Consider the following 18,678-nt stretch of genomic DNA (forward strand, 5'->3'; position numbering starts at 1 on the left):
GGCCGGGTCGGCGGATACGTGCCTGGTGCGATGTTCCTGTCGGTCGCTGCGTTCTCGGCAACAGTCAACCAGGCCGAGCACTTCCCGAAAACCGCGGCGAGTCGCGTTCGCTCACCGCGAAGCCGCTCGATGCGGCCAGGTAGCCTCGATCAGACGTACGAGAAAATGGCCCGAGATCCGCGGACCAGACCGGATCAGACCAGATCAGACTGACACGAGGTGGGCAGGCAGTGGCCGTTCAGCCGATAGGCACCAACCGCGCCGGGGGCACCGCGCGCCGAGCGGCCGCAGGCTCGTCCGACTACACCGCCCGCCACCTGTCGGTACTCGAGGGCCTCGAGGCCGTGCGCAAGCGCCCCGGCATGTACATCGGGTCCACCGATTCCCGGGGTCTGATGCACTGCCTGTGGGAGATCATCGACAACTCGGTCGACGAGGCTCTGGGCGAGCACTGCAAGCGCATCGACGTCGTGCTTCATGCCGACGGGTCGGTCGAGGTGGCCGATGACGGCCGAGGTATCCCGGTCGACATCGAGCCGAAGACCGGATTGTCCGGGGTCGAGGTGGTCTACACCAAGCTGCACGCGGGTGGGAAGTTCGGCGGCGGCTCCTACGCCGCATCGGGCGGTCTGCACGGCGTGGGCGCCAGCGTGGTGAACGCCTTGTCGGCCCGCCTGGACGTCGAGGTGTACCGCGCAGGCAAGACCCACGCGATGAGCTTCCGGCGCGGCGAGCCGGGCGTGTTCGACGACGCCGGTGGCCCGCCGTCCCCGGACTCGCCGTTCACGCCGTTCACCGATCGCAGCGACCTGCGCATCGTCGGTACGGTCAAGCGGGGGGTCACCGGTACCCGGGTGCGGTACTGGGCCGACCGGCAGATCTTCCTCAAGGACGCCGCGTTCACCTATGACGAGCTGGTCACCCGGGCGCGCCAGACCAGCTATCTGGTTCCCGGGCTGGCGATCGAGCTCTGCGACGCGCGGGCGCTGCCCGGCACCCCGGGCGAGCACGGCCGCCACACCGAGACCTTCCTGCACGACGGAGGGATCGCCGAGTTCGCCGAGTTCCTGGCCACGGACGAGAAGGTCAGCGACGTCTGGCGGTTGCGCGGCACGGGGACGTTCCGCGAGACCGTGCCGGTGCTCGACGACCGGGGGCACATGACCCCGACCGAGCTCGAGCGAGAGTGTCAGGTCGACGTGGCATTGCGCTGGGGCACCGGCTACGACACCGAGGTGCGTTCGTTCGTCAACATCATCGCCACGCCCAAGGGCGGCACCCACATCGCCGGCTTCGAGGCCTCGCTGGTCAAGACCTTCAAGAAGGTCGTGGACGACAATGCGCGGCGGCTCAAGTTCGGCAAGGACGACAAGCTCGAGAAGGACGACGTCCTGGAAGGTCTGACCGCGGTGGTCACCGTGCGCCTGGCCGAGCCGCAGTTCGAAGGGCAGACCAAGGAGGTGCTGGGGACCTCTGCGGTCCGCAAGATCGTGGCCGACGTGGTCGAGCGTGAGCTGACCGCGCTGCTGACCTCGGCCAAACGCGTCGAGAAGGCTCAGGCGGCCCTGCTGCTCGAGAAGGTCGTCGGGGCGATGCGCACCCGGGTGGCCGCCCGCCAGCACAAGGAGATCAGTCGGCGAAAGAACGCGCTCGAGAGTTCGTCGCTGCCGTCCAAGTTGGTCGACTGTCGCAGCGACGACGTCGAGCGCAGCGAGTTGTTCATCGTCGAGGGTGACTCCGCGCTCGGGACGGCGCGGCGGGCGCGGATCAGCGAGTTCCAGGCGCTGCTCCCCATTCGAGGCAAGATCCTCAACGTGCAGAAGGCCTCCGTCGCCGACATGCTCAAGAACGCCGAGTGCGCGGCGATCATCCAGGTGATCGGCGCCGGGTCGGGGCGTACCTTCGACCTCGAGGCCGTGCGCTACGGCAAGATCATCCTGATGTCGGACGCCGATGTGGACGGCGCGCACATCCGCACTCTGCTGCTGACGTTGTTCTTCCGGTACATGCGCCCGTTGGTCGAGGCCGGGCGGGTGTTCGCCGCCGTCCCGCCGTTGCACCGGGTCGAGATCGTCAACCCCGGGGCGAAGAAGAACGAGTACGTCTACACCTACTCCGACGCCGAACTGCACCGCACCCTGGCGGCGCTGGACAAGAAGAGCCGCACCTACAAGACCCCGCCGCAGCGCTACAAGGGTCTGGGCGAGATGGACGCCGACCAGCTCGCCGAGACCACCATGGACCCGCGTCACCGCACCTTGCGCCGGGTGCGGATGAGCGACCTCGAGGCGGCGACCAAGGTGTTCGAGCTGTTGATGGGCAACGACGTGGCGCCGCGCAAGGACTTCATCGTGGCCGGGGCCGCCGCGCTGGATCGCGACCGCATCGACGCCTGACCCGTACCGGGTGCTGCAGCCGACCTGGACGACGCGGTCTATCATCGTCATATGGCGATGAAACCGATGGTGGCCGATGTTGAGTCGCTGGCTGCGGCCACCAGCTTGTTCCGGTCGTTGGCGGATCCGTCCCGGCTGGCGATCGTGGCGCATCTGATGCTCGGGGAACACCGCGTGGTGGAGCTGACCGAGCATCTGGCGCTGGCGCAGTCCACGGTGTCGGCGCATCTGCGATGCCTGCTGGACTGCGGCGTGATCCAGGTCCGCCCGCAGGGTCGGGCGTCGGTGTACTCCCTCGCGGTGCCGGATGAGGTGCGAGCGGTGCTGCAGGCCGCCGAGCAGCTGCTGGCTGCGACGGGTGCCGCTGTCGCCCTGTGCCCTCGCTACGGGACGCAGGCGACTCCATGAACGACTCGGTGACACCTGAGCGGCGTGTCGCCCTGGGGCGACGGGCACGGCTGCTGGCCGGCGCGTCGGTGGCCTACAACTCGGTCGAAGCGGCGGTCTCCCTCGCCGCCGGGGCGGCGGCCTCGTCGATCGCGCTGGTCGGCTTCGGGCTGGACTCCATCGTGGAGATGTCCTCCGGGTTGATCATCCTGTGGCAGTTCGGGCATCCGCTGCCGCAGTCCCGCGAACGCCAGGCGTTGCGGATGCTGGCGCTGTCGTTCTTCGCCCTGGCCGGCTATGTGAGCTTCGAGTCCGCGCGCACCCTGCTCACCGGCGTCCAGGCTGAGCGGTCCACCGTCGGGATCGTGATCGCCGCCTTGTCACTGCTGGTGATGCCGTTTCTGTCCTGGGCACAGCGACGCACCGGCCGCCGGCTCGGTTCGGCCACCGTGGTGGCCGACTCCAAGCAGACCCTGCTGTGCACCTACCTGTCCGGTGTCCTGCTGGTCGGGCTGCTGCTGAACGCCACGCTCGGGTGGTGGTGGGCAGACCCGCTGGTCGGCCTCGTCGTCGCTGGCCTGGCTGTGCAGGAGGGCAGGGAGGCCTGGAGAGGTGACGCCTGCACCTGCACCCCCGGGTTGGACGCCGACGCGGACGCCACCACCATTCCGGTGACGATTCCGGTGGCCTCGGTAGCGATCCATGACCTCACCACGGAGAACCCTTCATGAGTGGCGCCCCCCGCTCCGGACACGGGCAGGGACACGGGCATGCCGTCAGCGCCGGTGGCCAGAACCGGGGCCGACTGCTGATCGTGCTGGCCATCACCACGACGGTGCTGGTCGCCGAGCTGGTCGGCGCCTGGATCACCGGATCGCTGGCGTTGCTGGCCGATGCGGGCCACATGTCCACCGATGTCGCCGGAATCCTCCTCGCCGTACTGGCGATCACCTTCGCGTCGCGTCCGGCCACCGCGGAACGCACGTTCGGCTACTACCGGCTGGAGATTCTCGCGGCGGTGGTCAACGCCGTCCTGCTGTTCGGTGTGGCGATCTACATCCTGATCGAGGCCTGGACCAGGTGGGTTCAGGAGCCGCAGGTCGAGGGCAGGGCCATGCTCGTCTTCGCCGTCGTCGGTCTGTTGGCCAATATCGTCGGCCTGCTCGTGCTGCATGCCGGCTCCCAGGACAGCCTGAACGTCCGCGGTGCCTACCTGGAGGTCCTCGGCGACACCCTCGGCTCGATCGCGGTCATCGCGGCCGCCGCCGTGATTGCGGTGACCGGGTGGGTCCGGGCGGACGTGGTCGCCTCCGTCGTCGTCTCCCTGATGATCCTTCCACGCACCTGGACGCTGCTTCGTGAAGCGGTCGACGTGCTGCTGGAGGCAACCCCGCGGGGCGTCGAACTCGACCAGGTGCGCCGACACCTGCTCGACGTCCCCGGCGTGCTCGGCGCGCACGACCTACACGCCTGGACCATCACCTCGGGTCTACCGGTCCTGTCTGTCCACGTCATCGTCACCGACGAGGCCCTGGCCGACGGCGGGATCGGCCGCCTGCTGGACACGTTCGCCGAATGCCTTGCCGGGCACTTCGACGTCGAGCACTGCACCTTCCAGCTCGAACCGGCCAGCCACGCCTCCCACGAGTTCCACACCCACGCCTGACCCGCACGACCGCGCCCACCGCCGACCGTCACCCACGTGTCGAGTACTCACGACGAGAAAGATCCTCATCGTGATCACCAGGGGTTGTTCGAGAGTGCTCGCCTCAGCTCCAGTCCACCTCGTGCCACGTGGCGAGCAGTCGGGCGCCGCGTTCGGGGTGGAGTTGGGCGACCCAGGCGATCCGGCCGCGGACGTGAGCGGCGAACGCGGGGTGACCGTCGCGGTTCTGCGCCTGGCCGCCGGTGCGGGAAGCGTTGTGCAGCAACGCTTTCAGCTGATCATATTCGGATCGACCGGGGCCGGGACGGCGGTTCACCACGATCCCGGTCACCAGCTGGCGTTGGCTGGCGGTGCGCAGCCGGGTCTTGGTGGGGTTCACCCGAAACCCCTCCTCGGTGACGATCCGGCTCAGCGCCGCCACCACGGCGTCGGTGCGGCGGACCATCTCCGGGCCACCGGAGATGGTCAGGTCGTCGGCGTAGCGCGTGTAGCACCACCCGGCGGCTGCGGCGTAGCCGGCCAGCCGGGCGTCCAGCCGATGGGCCGCCAGGTTGGCCAGGGCCGGTGAGGTGGGCGCACCCTGGGGTAGGTGCGAGGCACGCAGCCAGGCGCGAAGCAGAGCCCGGGCCTCGGGTGGCCCGCCCGGCGGCATGGCGGTGAGCATCCGGACGGGGGCGAGCGTCGTCACCACGCCGGTGAGGGCGTCGGCTACCGGCTCGGGGTAGCCCGCGGCACGCCAGATGGCCCGCACCCGGGCCGCGCTCACCGAGGCGAAGAACGCCGACAGATCCAGGCTGAGGACGGCGTCGCGCCCCACATGCTGCTGGGCGCCGGTGACGGCACCGCGGCCGCGGACGAAACCGTGGGCAGCAGGGTGGGTCGGAATATGGGCGAGCACCTCGTGGGTCAGCGTGCGCTGCAGGGCGCGCAGCCGGGGCAATGGCACCTCGAGCAGTCGCGGAGTTCGCCCCGATCGGCTGATCCACCGCCGCCGATAGTGGTGCAGCGGCCCGTCCGGAGCTCGTCGCGCGCGGTGCTGCTGGTCGGCGAACCAGGCGAGGTGTGCCTGGTCGAGGTCGAGCAGCTCGGCCAGGTCGGCGAGATCGTCGAGCGTGGCAACCGGCCAGCGACGCCGGCCCATCTCGGTGTGCCCGGGGTGGATTGCCGCCACCCGGAGCGGGCGGGCGGCGTCCCGCGCTCGTGCCGCGGCCTCGATCAGGGAGGGATGGGCACCGATCCAGCCGGCGAGAGCGGACGGAGCGTCGCGGGGGGTGCGGGGGAAGGCGGCGAGCAGGTCCTTGACGAGCCGGCGGACCCACCGTCGTCGTCCGCCGAGAACCTGGGCGGCGCGGTCCAGCAGCGGGTCGAACTCCCAGTCGCCGTCGAGAAAGGCCATCGCCAGAGCGCGGGCGAGGGTGCTGTCGGAGAGCCTCATGTCGTCCGGCCGAGGCGTCGGCCATTCCTGGCGGTGAGGCGTGTGCGGTGGTGGCCTCGTCCGACCGAACTCGTCCTGCGGGTGCGGAACAGCGCGCAGCGCTGTCCGGCACCTGCGCCGTGATGCCCTGGTTGTCGTGCCCACCTCGGGGTAGCCCCGAAGACGCCGGACGCGTTGCCGCGTCGGCCATCTCGTCCGAGCCACCACCGCACGACAGGGGAGCCTAGATCATGGTCGCCAGCGTCGCTGCCGGTGGCTGGTCACACGTGCTGTGCGGGGTGATCGAGGACCTCGCCGAGTAGGTGGTATGCCGCACCCGTGGCTGTAGGAGATCCCACGGAACCCCCTGCGGCGGAATCGCTTTCGCCAGCGCCGAGCAGCTGCGGCGCGACCCATCGAGCCGACAGCACCCGGCTGGTCAGCTCTGGTTCGGCTGCCGGCTTCAGGTGCCGCGACAGCAGGTCCAGATCGCCGCCGAGGACGACGGTCGGCAGATCGAGCAGGTTGACCACTCCGGCCAGGACCACGCCGAGCGCCCAGCCTGCCCGGGTCAGGGCACGCCGGACGCCGAGGTGTCCGTCGTCGGCGAGCCGGAGCAGGTCGGGCGGCGGGGTGTCCTCGGGTAGGCCGGCTGCCCGCAGGATCGCGGCGCGTCCGGCGTACTGCTCCAAACACCCTCTCGAGCCGCATCGGCAGGTGGGGCCGGTGGGGTCGACGCTGATGTGGCCGACCTCGCCGGCCCAGCCGTGGCGTCCGGCCATCACCTGCCCCGAGCGCACCACGGCCGCGCCGATCCCGACCTCGCCGGAGACGTACACCACGTCGATCAGCTCCGACGGCCGCCCCGGCCGGCGTTGTGTCAGGGCCAGCGCGGCGAGGTCGGCCTCGTTGCCGACGTGAACCACCTCGGCGCCGGTCACCAGAGGCGCCGGGACGACGTCCCGCCAGCCGAGATTGGGCGCCTGCAGCAGGCGCCCGGTACCGCGTTCGACCAGACCCGGCAGGGCGAGTGCGGTCCCGAGGTGGCGCACGCCGTCCGGCAGTTGGTCGTGCACGGACGCCAGGGTGCGGCCGAGCTCGGCCAGCACCATCCCGGGGTCGGAGCCGACCAAGTGGGCCTCGTGGCGTCGCTCGGCCAGGACCTGTCCGGACAGGTCGATGCAGCGCACCGACACATGGGCTGCCGCGACCTCCGCGCCGGTGGCCACCAGGCTCGCGCGGGCGGGGGCCAGCGGGACGGCGGGACGTCCCCGTCCATTCGCCGGCGCCGGGTCGAGTTCGCGCAGCAGCCCGCCGGCCACCAGTTCGTCCACCAGCCGGGAGACCGTCGAGCGGGTGAGTCCGCTCGCCGATGCCAGCTCCGCGCGAGAGGGTGGCTCGTCGGACGCATAGACCAGGGCGGTCACCAGGCGCAGGTTGGCCTCGCGCAGACTGGCCTGACCGGCGCTGCCCGCCATCCCTGATCGAGGGCTCTCGGACCGTTGACCAGAGGCCGTCGACGGGTTAAGTTTTACCATACAACAAATTAGAGGAGGTCCGGACATGCCCCGTCAACCCCGCCCCGAGGACAAGTTCTCCTTCGGCCTGTGGACCGTCGGTTGGGTCGGTGTCGACCCGTTCGGCGTGGCCACCCGGCCGGCACTCGACCCCTGGGAGTACACCGACAAGCTGGCCGAGCTGGGCGCGTGGGGGGTGAGCTTCCACGACAACGACGTGTACGGCTTCGGCGTCGACGACGCCACCCGGGAGAAGACCTGCCGGCGCTTCAAGGAGGCCACCGATGCCGCGGGCATCGTGATCGAGATGGTCACCACCAACACCTTCAGCCACCCGGTGTTCAAGGACGGCGGGCTGACCGCCAACGACCGGGGCGTGCGCCGGTTCGGATTGCGCAAGATCCTCCGCGCCGTCGACCTGGCCGCCGAGATGGGTGCCGACACCTTCGTGATGTGGGGTGGGCGCGAGGGCAGCGAGTACGACGGGTCCAAGAACCTCTACGCCGCGCTCGAGCGCTACAAGGAGGGCCTGGACACCGTCGCCGGGTACATCAAGTCGCAGGGCTACAGCCTGCGGATCGGCCTCGAGCCCAAGCCCAACGAGCCTCGGGGCGACATCTTCCTGCCCACCATCGGGCACGCCCTGGGGCTCATCGCCGAGCTGGAGCACGGCGACATCGTGGGCCTGAACCCCGAGGTCGGCCACGAGCAGATGGCGGGTCTGAACTACGTGCACGGGCTGGCTCAGGCGATGTTCAGCGGCAAGCTGTTCCACATCGACCTCAACGGGCAGCGGGGCATGAAGTACGACCAGGACCTGGTCTTCGGCCACGGTGACCTGGCCTCGGCGTTCTTCACCGTCGACCTGCTGGAGAACGGCTTCACCGGCTCACCCGATGCGCCGCGTTACACCGGGCCGAAGCACTTCGACTACAAGCCCTCGCGCACCGAGTACCTGGACGGCGTGTGGGACTCGGCCCGGGCCTGCATGGACATGTACCTGCTGCTCGCCGACAAGGCTGCCGCGTTCCGTGCGGATCCGCGGGTGGTCGAGGCGGTCGCGACCGCCGGGCTGGCCGAGCTCGCCGTCCCGACACTGAACCCGGGCGAGAGCATCGCCGACCTCGTGGCCGGCACGGACGAGGACAACGCCTTCGACCCCGACGAGGCCGGACGGCGCAACTGCGGTTTCGTGCGCCTCAACCAGCTCGCCATGGAGCACCTGGTCGGCTGAACCGGCCCGGCCACACCCCGAACCCAACCCGCTCATGCTCCGCGGGTGACCGGCGATGTCGACACGATGTCGGATTTGTCCGGCACCTGCGGAGCATGAGCCGGCACCTGCGGAGCATGAGCGGGTTGTGCTCGGGGGGCTCGGGGGGCTCGGGGGGCTGGTCAGGCGGGGGAGGTGACGGCGGCGACGGGTTGGCGCAGCGGGGTGCCGGAGCCGTCGCGGCGGGAGTCCGGTGGGGGCAGGGGGACGGCGACACCGTTGGCGCCTGCCGCCAGCGGGGGAGCGGTGCCGGCCCAGGCGAGCAGCAAGGTGTCCTCGCCCTTGAGGAATCGTTGGCAGCGCACGCCGCCGGTGGCTCGCCCCTTGGCCGGGTACTCCGCGAACGGGGTCACCTTCGCGCTGCCGGTCTGCGTCCCCGGCAGGCCATAGCCGGATCCGGCCACGGTGACCACCACGCTGGCCCACTCGCCGTCGTCCAGGGTCAGGTCGACGGCACCGAAGAAGATCGCCCGCGCGCCGCGCGACAGCGCGATGCCGGCCATGCCACCGGCTGCCCGTCCCTGCGGGCGCACCTTGTCGGCGCCGAATCGCAGCAACTGCGCGTCGCTGCTGACGAAGACGAGATCGCTGTTCTCCGAGGGCAGTTCGACGGCCCCGATCACCTGGTCACCGTCGCGCAGGGCGATGATCTCCCACGAGTCCTTGTTGCCCGGGTAGTCGGCCAACACCCGCTTGACCACACCCTGAGCGGTGCCCACCGCGATTCCCGGGCCGTCGGTGCGCAGCGAGGTCAGGGCCAGCACCCGCTCGCCCTTCTCGAGCGCCAGGAACTCCTCGATCCGCACGCCGCCGGACAGGGACGGTGCGCTGGACGTCGGAGGTAGCGAGGGCATGTCGACCACCCCGAGACGCACCATGCGGCCATGGGTGGTGAGCGCTGCGACCTCACCGCGCGCGGTCCCCGCCACCTTGCTGACCACGGCGTCGTGGGCCGCCCGCCGGGCGGGGTCGGCGGGCGACAGGGCCTCGTCGGACGCCGTCCGGGCCAGCAGGCCGGTGGAGGACATGAGCACCCAGCACGGGTCGTCGGCGATCTCCAGAGGTGTTGCGCGAGAAGCGGTCACGGCCGCCCCGGCGGATTCCAGCAGGACCGTGCGCCGCGGGGTCCCGTAGGCGGAGGCGACGTCGGCCAGTTCGGTGGAGACCACCTCGCGCCGTCGCCCCTCGTCGGCCAGGATCGCGCGGAGCTCGGCCATGGTGGTCTCGAGCTCGATCTTCTCCTTGTCGAGTTCGAGCTTGGAGAACTTGGTCAGCCGCCGTAACGGCATCTCGAGGATGTAGTCGGCCTGCACCCGGCTCAGGTCGAAGATCTCCATCAACCGGGTGCGTGCCTGCGCCGTGTCGTCGCTGGAGCGGATGACCGCGATGACCTCGTCGATGTCGAGGATCGCGATGAGCAGACCCTCGACCAGGTGCAGCCGGTCGGCGGCCTTGCCGAGGCGGTGTTCGCAACGCCGGCGCACCACCTCGAGCCGGTGCCCGATGTAGACCTCGAGCATCTCGCGCAGGCCCAGGGTGCGGGGCTGGCCCTCGACCAGGGCGACGTTGTTGATACCGAAGGAATCCTCCATCGGCGTCATCCGGAACAGGTGCTCCAAGACGGCGTCCGCGTTGAATCCACCCTTGAGCTCGATCACCAGGCGCAGGCCCTGCTCGCGGTCGGTCAGATCGACCACGTTCGCGATGCCGTGCAACCGCTTGGCCTGCACCAGATCCTTGATCTTCTCGAGCACCTTCTCGGGGCCGACCAGGTAGGGCAGCTCGGTGACCACGATGCCCTGCCGCCGAGGGGTGATCGCCTCCACCCGCGTGGTGGCCCGGGTACGGAACGTGCCGCGGCCGGTGGCATAGGCATCGCGGATGCCGTCGAGGCCGACGATCTTGCCGCCGGTGGGCAGGTCGGGTCCGGGCACGAACCGCATCAGGTCGTCCAGCGACGCCTCGGGGTGGGTGAGCAGATGCCGCGCCGCGCCGATGACCTCGATCAGATTGTGCGGCGGCATGTTCGTGGCCATGCCGACGGCGATTCCGCTCGCTCCGTTGACCAACAGGTTCGGGAAGGCCGACGGCAAGACGTCGGGCTGCATCAGCTGGCCATCGTAGTTCGGGACGAAGTCGATCACGTTCTCGTCGAGGCCATCGGTCATGAGCGCGGCCGGCGAGGCCATCCGGGCCTCGGTGTTGTGGTTGACGAAGCCCCCGGCCAGGAACGAGTGGTCCTCGGTCGCCACTCGCACCGAGTAGACCGGTTCGGGTGCCCGGGGTTCGACCGAGGCGACGTGCACGTACCGATAGCCCGGATCCAGGATCTGGGCCACCACCTCGCGCACCGAGGTGCGATCGAGCGTCGCCATCACCCCCGCCCGCCGGTCGGGCCAGCCGTCCAGGGTGTCGGCCGGCACCCAGCTCGTGTCCGGACGGGGGGTGGGCAGGGCGCGCACCAGGTAGTCGGCCAGGAACGGTGCGGCGTCGGCGCTCATCCGGTGCGCGGTCTGCGGTATCTGGTCGAGTGCCCGGTGCAACCGGGCCTGGCTCGAGCCGAGGAACGAGACCGACGCGGCGAACTCCGCCACGTTGTGCCGTCCGGCGATCAACACCCGATAGGCGCCTCGGTGCACGTCCTGCGTCAGCTGGGCGACCACTCCGAACTCCAGCAGCACCTGGGCCAGGTCACGGGCCAGGCGCCGGTGAGGGGTGCGGTAGCGCACCGAGACCGTGTGGCGCCGGCCACGCACGACGCTGCCGTCACTCTGGAACGCTGCGCTGAGGAAGGCTCGTTTGGTCGCCGGGGTGGCGCACCAGACGGCATCCGGGATGCCCTCGACCAGGCCCTCGGCGCCACCGCCGGCCACGTAGGCGGCCTGGCCGTCGACGGCCACGGGATCGGTGCGTTCGGTCGGCCCGGACGACGGGTGCGCGGCATGGCGCGCCAGGCACAGCACGTCGCCGGGCTGCAACTGGTCCAGGCGTCGCCAGACCAGCCGCGGTACCCGGTCGACCTCGCGCAGGGTGAGTACCGGGTGGTTGTGGCTGCCCTGCAGCTCGTGGCCGGTCTCGGTCGAGACCGCGATCACCGGGTGGGTGCCGGAATGGAAGATCCGGTCGGCCCGCACCGGCCGTCCGTGCCGGTCGAGGACCTGCAGGTCGACGTCGGCCTCCGAGTTCGCCTCGAGGCCGTGGCGCGCGGCCAGGTCACCGATGCGCGGCGAGCTGCCGTCGGCCAGCCGGATCCGGGTCTCGCCGGTGACGCAGTAGCGGTAGGCGGCCGGGCCGTCGTCCAGCGAACCGAAGTTGCCGTGGCCGTCGATCAGTGGCAGCCGCATCGTGAAGTCCTGCGCCAGGCGCACCAGTGCGTCGTAGATCGCACTGTCGCCGTGAGGGTGCAGCTTGCCCATGACGTCGCCGACGATGCGACCGCACTTGACGTGCGCGCGGTCGGGTCGCAAGCCCATCTCGGCCATCGAGTACAGGATGCGGCGCTGCACCGGCTTGAGGCCGTCCCGGGCGTCGGGCAGTGCCCGGGAGTAGATCACCGAGTAGGCGTACTCCAGGAAGGCACCCTGCATCTCGGTCTGGACATCGATGTCGACGATCCGCTCGCCGGCGGTGTCCGGTGGTGGGTTGGTGGCGCGGGCCATGCCGCCCATTCTCGCCGAGGGGCGACCTCAGCCGGGCCAGGCCGCGCCGAAACGGCCGTTGTGCGCGACGTCGGACAGTGGGCGGCGGCCTCGGCGCACCGAGGGGGAGGGGCGATCGGCCCCGGGTCGACCCAGACTGACCACCCCGACCAGGTTGCGGTCGGCCGGGATGTCGAAGGCCTCCCGGACGGCGTCGGCCCGTGCGGGAGGAACGCCGAAGAAGCAGCCGCCCAGACCGGCGTCCACGCCGGCCAGCAACAGCACCAGGGCCGCCATGCCGGTGTCGACGTCCCAGTACGGCACCGGCCACCGCGCCGGGTCACGGTCGGTCCAGCCCTTGTCGGGCTCGGCGTAGCGGCTCAGGTAGCGCTGCGGGTCGGACAGGCAGAGCACCAGCGTGGGGGCGGTGCGCATGCCGTCGAGCCACCGGTCGGCCGGGACCTGGGGATCGGTGGTGGCGGTCCAGAACCGTTCCCGGTCAACGGGTCTGGTCAGGACGACGAAGTCCCAGCCCTGGCTGAAACCAGCGCTCGGGGCACGGATCGCCAATTCCAGAAAACGCGTCAATTGATCTCGGGAAAGATCTTCCGTGGCGTCATAGCGGCGGATCATGCGGCGCCTACGAATCACGTCTGTGAATTCCACCTCATTGCCCTCTCTGGACAGTAAGCGATCAGTTCAGATACATACCCGCAGGTCAGAGGCCATATAACAGCAAGGTAACGACAGTGGAAGCTGTCATCGTGGTGACAAGCCTCACGGCTGATATGTCCGTAATGTCCTGACACAACGGACGTTATGACTTTGTTATTCGGTGAATCTAGTGCAACGTTGTCACGGCAACCCCGAACCGGTTGCCGGATGTGCTCATACGCCTAGTTCCGCCGGTGAGCCATCCTCGATTCGGCAGAGACGCCGCCTACCAACGACGCCTACCCAGCTCACGGCGGAAGCGGGGGACCCACCTTCGGTGGCCCACGGTGCGCACCTCGGTGCGTGCCACAGCTGTGCACCTGAGCGATCAGGTGCGTGGCGCAGCACAGGGTCACCTCGGGGTGAAGCCGGTACCCACCGGCCGGGCAGCCTTCCCAGCCCGAACCCGACAGCTCACCTCGCAGGCGACGCCGGAAGGAAATCAACTCGTCATGTCCGACATCCCTCGTAAACGCCTGTCCTCGTACGCCCTGGCCACGGCGGCCGTGGCCTCCACGGCGCTCCTGCTGCCGTCGGCCCCCGCCTCCGCCGCTCCGGTGGTCGCCACGACCACCGCGCTCACCAGCACCGCACCGAGCGCGGCGCCGATCTCGACTGCCCGACTCCGGGCACAGGCCGCCGCGCTGGCCAAGGCACAGTCGGTGCTGCGCACCGCTGCCTCGCTGAAGGGGCGCCCGTACCGCTACGGCGCCGCCGGGCCGCGAGCGTTCGACTGTTCCGGGTACACCAAGTACGTCTACTCCCGCAATGGCATCGCCCTGCCGCGCACGGCGCAGCAGCAATGGCGCAAGGCCCGCAAGATCAGCAAGTTGCAGATCCGCCCCGGCGATCTGGTCTTCTTCGGTGGCAGCTACAAGTACCACGTCGCCGTGTATGCCGGTGACGGCATGGTCTGGCACTCGCCCCGCTCCGGTTCCACGGTGCGCAAGGTCAAGATCTGGACCACCCGCTGGAGCGCGGGTCGGGTCATCTGATCCACCCGCGCGCAGCCGGACGGCTGCCGCCGGGCCGAGGGGTGTTCGGCGAGGGTGATCGGCGGGTGCGGGCATGAGCCGTACCCGCCGATCACCGGTCGGCCGAGACCGGATCGGCAGGGTCCTCGACCCAGAACTCGCTCGGCCCGACAGCGTGGGGCGACTCCGCCCGACGCCGCGCCTCTTGCTCGCGCAGCGTCACCCGACGGATCTTGCCGGCCAGGGTCTTGGGCAGGAGGCCGAACTCCAGCCGCGTCACCCGGTTGTGGGCGGACAGCCGTTCCGCGGCGTGAGCCAGGATCGCGCGGGCCGTCTGCTCCGTGGCCGGCGCACCCTCGACCAGGGTGATGAAAGCCTTGGGGACGCTGCCGTGTCGCAGGTCCGGTGAGGGCACCACGGCCGCCTCGGCGACCGCCGGGTGCGAGACCAGCACGCTCTCGATCTCGAACGGCGAGATCCGTGAGTCGTTGGCCTTGAACACCTCGTCGGCCCGCCCGATGTGGGTCAGATAGCCCCCTGCGTCGCGTCGGGCCATGTCGCCGGTGTGGTAAAAGCCGTGGTACATCGTCTGCGCCGTCCGGCTCTCGTCGTTGCGGTAGCCGACCATCAGCCCGGCCGGTCGCCCCAGCGGTGCCCCCTGATCGTCGCGGGGGGCCAGGCGCAGACACAGTTCCCCCTCGAGGCCGTCGGGCACCTCCTCACCGGTGATCGGGTCGAGGATGGCCACGTCGTATCCGGGCAGCGGACGCCCCATCGAGCCCGGCACCAGCGGCTGGCCCGGGGTGTTGGCGACCTGAGCCGTGGTCTCCGTCTGACCGAACCCCTCGCGCAACGGCAGGCCCCAGGCCCGGTGAACCCGTTCGGCGACCGCCTCGCTCACCCGCTCACCGGCCCCCACGAGTTCACGCAGTGCCAGGCGTCCGTTCCAGGCCTCCAGATCCGCCTCACCGAGCATCCGCCAGACCGTGGGCAGGGCGCAGAAGGTCGTCACCCCGCAGCGCGCGATGATCGACAGCAGCCGCTCGGCATCGAGCCGGGGGCTGCGGACGGCGACCACCGTGGCCTCGGCGTTCCACGGCGCGAACACGGTGCTCCACGCGTGTTTGGCCCAGCCCGGCGAGGCGAGGTTGAGGTGTACGTCGCCGGGACGCAGCCCGATCCAGTACATGGTCGACAAACTGCCGATGGGGTAGGAGGCATGAGTGTGCTCCACGAGCTTCGGGCGCGCCGTGGTGCCCGAGGTGAAGTAGAGCAACAGGGTGTCCTCGGCCTCGGTGCGCGCCACCTCGGCCACGGGCACCGCTGCTGTCGCCGCGGCGTAGTCGTGCCAGCCCACCACCGGTTCGCCCACGGCGATGGGTGTCCATCCCCCGAGATAGTCCGTGAACTTGCCGGTGTCCTCACTGCGGGCGACCACGTACCGTGCCGCGCCGCGCTCGATCCGGTCGCGCAGATCGGCCGAGGCGAGTTGGGTCGCCGCCGGGATGACGGCCGCTCCCAGCCGCATGCACGCCAGCAGGGTCTCCCAGAGCTCGACCTGGTTGTCGAGCATGACCAACACCCGGTCACCGCGCAGCACGCCCAGACCGGCCAACCAGCCCGCCACGCGGCGGGATCGGTCGGCCATTTCGGCATAGGTCACCCGGACGTCGTCCTCGGGCCGCGCCGGATCGACCACCCACAGGGCGGTTCGCGCGCCGCAGGTCGGGTCGGCCGCCAGATGGTCGAACCAGTCGCGTGCCCAGTTGAACTCACCCGGATCGGGCCACCGGAATCGCTCTCGCGCCTCGTCGTAGTCCTCTCGCAAGGTGAGCAAGAGGTCTCTGGCCTGCCGGAACGAGACATGGGCGGGGGAGGCCGTCAGCTGCACGGCGTGCCCCGCCGGGCGCGTCGACGACGGTTGCTCGGGACGCCACGACGGCGTGGTGTCGGTCATATCGCGCACCATGGCACCGGCCCTGGGCGGACGGCAAGAGATCAGTGTCAGTAGGCTGAGCGGTGTGCTGATCCCGGAACGGCCGGCCTACCCGGAGCATTGGGAGGCCGATGTCGTCCTGCGCGACGGCGGCACCGCCCATCTGAGGCCGATCCGGCCCGAGGACGCCGAGGCGCTGCAGCGCTTCCACCTCTCCCAATCCCCGGAGTCCGTCTACCTGCGGTTCTTCGCTCCCATGCCGCGGTTGTCCGACCGCGACCTGGAGCGATTCACGGTGGTCGACCACCGCGACCGGGTGGCCATGGTCATCACCATCGGGGGCGACATCGTCGGCATCGGTCGGTACGACCGGGTGGAGGGCGACGAAGCAGAGGTCGCGTTCAACATCTCCGATCACCACCATGGCCGCGGTGTGGGGTCGGTGCTGCTCGAGCACCTGGCCGCCGCGGCGCGCGAGAACGGCCTGCACCGGTTCATGGCCGAGGTGCTGCCGCAGAACCGCAAGATGATCGGGGTGTTCAACGACGCCGGCTACGAGGTGGCCCACCGGTACGAGGACGGCGTCATCTCCCTGAGCTTCGACATCGACCCCACCGAGAAGTCCCGGGCGGTGATGGAAGCCCGCGAGCACCGTGCCGAGGCCAGCAGCATGCACGCGTTGCTCAATCCGGGCTCGGTGGTCCTGCTCGGCGCGAGCCGCCGGGAGGACACCATCGGGCGGGCCCTGCTGACGGCGATGCAGGCCAGCGGCTTCACCGGCGCGCTGCACGTGGTGCACCCCGAGGCCGACAGCGTTCTCGGTATCCCGGCGCACCGCCGACTGGTCGACGTCCCCCACCCGGTGGACCTGGCCGTGGTCGCCGTGCCTGCCGCCGCGGTACTGGACGTCGTCCACGACTGCACCAAGGCCGGTGTCCGGGGCATGGTGGTGGTCTCGGGTGGTTTCGCCGAAGCCGACGAGGCAGGCCTGGAACGCCAACGCGAACTGGTCACGTTGGCACGCGCCAACGGCATGCGGGTGGTCGGGCCCAACTCCTGGGGTGTGATCAACGCCGACCCGAGGGTGCGGCTGAACATCTCGCTGCGCGCCGAGACCCCGCCGGCGGGGCGGTTCGGCGTGTTCTGCCAGTCCGGTGCGCTCTCGGTCGCGGTGCTCGACCTGGCCGCCCGGCGTTCGGTGGGCATCTCGACCTTCGTCTCGGCGGGTAACCGGGCCGACGTGTCCGCGAACGACTGCCTGCAGTACTGGGAGGCGGACGACAACACCCACGCCGTCGGGCTCTACCTCGAGAACACCGGTAACCCCCGCAAGTTCGCGCGCATCGCGCGCCGGGTCTCTCGCAGCCGCCCCGTGGTGGTGCTCACCTCGGGCACCTCCGGGTTCGCCCGGCACACCACGAGCCGGGCACCCCAGGCGCCGCCGGAGGCCTTCGACGCGATCCTGCGTCAGACCGGCTGCCTGCGCGTGGACACCGTGCGCCGCTTGTTCGACGTCGCCCAACTCCTGCTCGACCAGCCGCTGCCCGAAGGCAAGCGGGTCGCCGTCGTGGCCAACAGCCGGGCGCTGGCCGACCTGGTCGGTGACGCCTGCCTGGCCCAGCGGCTCTCGGTGGTCCACGGGCCCGTCGCCGTCCCCGAGCTGGCCGGCCCCGATGAGTTCCGGCAGGCGCTGCGGGCGGCCTTCGACGACATCTCGGTGGACGCCGTCGTCGCGGTGTTCGCCCCGGCGGTGCTCGCCCACACCCCCGACATCGCCCAGGCACTGGCCGAGACGGCGTCGGCCTCACGGCAGCCGGTGGTCGCCAGCCTGATCGGGTATGCCGGTGACGAACTGATCGCCGAGGTGGGCGAGACGGGGACGATGCAGCGCGTGCCGCTGTACGACACCCCGGAGGAAGCCGTCAGCGCGCTGGCCGACGTGGTCGGCTATGCCCAGTGGCGTCGCCGCGATCACGGTGAACGTGTCGAGGCCCGCGACTGCGACGTCGCCGGGGCTCAGGCCCTGGTCGAGTCGGTCCTGGCCGATCATCCCGAGGGCATCGAGCTCGACCCGCGCCGGACCGCGGAGCTGTTGCGCTGCTACGGCATCGAGGTCTGGCCCTCGCTGGCCATCAAGGATCCCGCGGAGGCAGCCGAGGTCGGTACCCGGCTCGGTTGGCCCGTGGCGCTCAAGACCACGGCGCCCTATCTGCGTCATCGGGTCGACCTGGGCGGGGTACGGCTCGACATCGGCGATGCCGGTGAACTCGCCCGCGACGTGGTCGAGATGTCCGCCCAGTTGGCGCCGCTCGGTGGTGGTGACCTCGTGGTGCAGAAGATGGCGCCCGCCGGTGTGGCGTGTGTGGTGCGTACCGTGGAGGACCCGGCCTACGGTCCGGTCGTCTCGTTCGGTCTGGGCGGGGACGCCAGCGAGTTGCTCGGTGACCTGGCGCACCGGATCGCCCCGTTGACCACGGCCGACATCGCCGACATGGTGCGCTCGGTCCGTGCCGCACCCAAGCTGTTCGGTCACCGCGGCGCTCGGCCGGTGGACGTCGCGGCCCTGGAGGACCTCATCGCGCGGGTGTCCTGTCTGGCGGACGAACTGCCTGATGTCGCCTACCTCGACCTCAACCCGATCGTGGTCGGCGAGCACGGTATCGCGGTGCTCTCGGCGACCGTCCAACTCACCACACTCGCCCGCCACGATGATCGTCGGGAGCTGGGTGCCTCGACCTGACCTGGGAGGGTGACAGGATGGGG

General features: G+C 70.3%; 12 protein-coding genes and 2 pseudogenes. 7 read left to right on the plus strand and 7 right to left on the minus strand.

What is annotated here, in order from left to right; genetic code table 11:
- The first annotated feature begins 245 nt into the window (after positions 1–245).
- Genes IPK24_12910 through IPK24_12925 form a run of 4 tightly spaced genes read left to right on the plus strand, consistent with a single transcriptional unit; the run spans position 246 to position 4,449 of the window.
- Positions 246–2,396 (plus strand): type IIA DNA topoisomerase subunit B, encoded by a 2,151-nt coding sequence (locus IPK24_12910; GenBank protein ID MBK8076433.1) that lies wholly within the window; start codon positions 246–248, stop codon positions 2,394–2,396.
- Between the two features lie 57 nt (positions 2,397–2,453).
- The gene (locus IPK24_12915) at positions 2,454–2,804 is read left to right on the plus strand and encodes a winged helix-turn-helix transcriptional regulator (GenBank protein ID MBK8076434.1); all 351 of its coding nucleotides are present in this window, start codon (positions 2,454–2,456) and stop codon (positions 2,802–2,804) included.
- Positions 2,801–3,514 carry a cation transporter gene (locus IPK24_12920; protein ID MBK8076435.1) on the plus strand — a complete coding sequence of 238 codons (714 nt, stop codon included), beginning with the start codon at positions 2,801–2,803 and terminating at the stop codon, positions 3,512–3,514. Before IPK24_12915 ends, IPK24_12920 begins: the two co-directional genes overlap by 4 nt.
- A complete protein-coding gene (locus IPK24_12925; GenBank protein MBK8076436.1) occupies positions 3,511–4,449 on the plus strand; it encodes a cation transporter in 939 nt (312 codons plus the stop codon). The genes IPK24_12920 and IPK24_12925 overlap by 4 nt, the downstream gene beginning before the upstream one ends.
- 103 nt (positions 4,450–4,552) lie before the next feature.
- Here IPK24_12925 and IPK24_12930 read toward each other — a convergent pair whose 3' ends face one another.
- Together IPK24_12930 and IPK24_12935 are read right to left on the minus strand one after the other, a co-directional pair.
- Positions 4,553–5,884, minus strand: a complete 1,332-nt coding sequence (locus IPK24_12930; protein MBK8076437.1) for an RNA-directed DNA polymerase — start codon at positions 5,882–5,884, stop codon at positions 4,553–4,555.
- Positions 5,885–6,144: 260 nt separating this feature from the next.
- Positions 6,145–7,341, minus strand: coding sequence for an ROK family transcriptional regulator (locus IPK24_12935; protein MBK8076438.1), 1,197 nt, complete (start codon positions 7,339–7,341; stop codon positions 6,145–6,147).
- 85 nt (positions 7,342–7,426) lie between these two features.
- Between IPK24_12935 and IPK24_12940 the strand changes: the two genes are divergently transcribed.
- The gene (locus IPK24_12940; GenBank protein ID MBK8076439.1) at positions 7,427–8,614 is read left to right on the plus strand and encodes a xylose isomerase; all 1,188 of its coding nucleotides are present in this window, start codon (positions 7,427–7,429) and stop codon (positions 8,612–8,614) included.
- A gap of 161 nt (positions 8,615–8,775) precedes the next feature.
- On the opposite strand, the gene IPK24_12945 is transcribed toward IPK24_12940, so the two are convergent.
- The 4 genes and pseudogenes from IPK24_12945 to IPK24_12960 form a co-directional block, all read right to left on the minus strand.
- Positions 8,776–11,154, minus strand: coding sequence for a DNA topoisomerase IV (locus IPK24_12945; GenBank protein ID MBK8076440.1), 2,379 nt, complete (start codon positions 11,152–11,154; stop codon positions 8,776–8,778).
- A 72-nt stretch (positions 11,155–11,226) separates the two neighbouring features.
- A pseudogene (locus IPK24_12950) lies at positions 11,227–11,787 on the minus strand (DNA gyrase subunit A).
- Positions 11,788–11,925: 138 nt separating this feature from the next.
- A pseudogene (locus IPK24_12955) lies at positions 11,926–12,312 on the minus strand (DNA topoisomerase IV).
- A gap of 27 nt (positions 12,313–12,339) precedes the next feature.
- Positions 12,340–12,957 carry a nitroreductase family protein gene (locus IPK24_12960; GenBank protein MBK8076441.1) on the minus strand — a complete coding sequence of 206 codons (618 nt, stop codon included), beginning with the start codon at positions 12,955–12,957 and terminating at the stop codon, positions 12,340–12,342.
- Between the two features lie 500 nt (positions 12,958–13,457).
- On the opposite strand from IPK24_12960, the gene IPK24_12965 reads away from it, so the two are divergent.
- Positions 13,458–14,000, plus strand: a complete 543-nt coding sequence (locus IPK24_12965) for a C40 family peptidase (GenBank protein MBK8076442.1) — start codon at positions 13,458–13,460, stop codon at positions 13,998–14,000.
- Between the two features lie 91 nt (positions 14,001–14,091).
- On the opposite strand, the gene IPK24_12970 is transcribed toward IPK24_12965, so the two are convergent.
- Positions 14,092–15,936 (minus strand): AMP-binding protein, encoded by a 1,845-nt coding sequence (locus IPK24_12970; protein MBK8076443.1) that lies wholly within the window; start codon positions 15,934–15,936, stop codon positions 14,092–14,094.
- 10 nt (positions 15,937–15,946) lie between these two features.
- Here IPK24_12970 and IPK24_12975 point away from each other — a divergent pair, with 10 nt between their 5' ends.
- Entirely contained in the window at positions 15,947–18,655 is a 2,709-nt protein-coding gene (locus tag IPK24_12975; GenBank protein ID MBK8076444.1) for a GNAT family N-acetyltransferase, read from the plus strand.
- Positions 18,656–18,678: the final 23 nt, after the last annotated feature.

Source organism: Kineosporiaceae bacterium, assembly GCA_016713225.1.
In the GTDB taxonomy this organism is placed as follows: Bacteria; Actinomycetota; Actinomycetes; order Actinomycetales; family Kineosporiaceae; genus JADJPO01.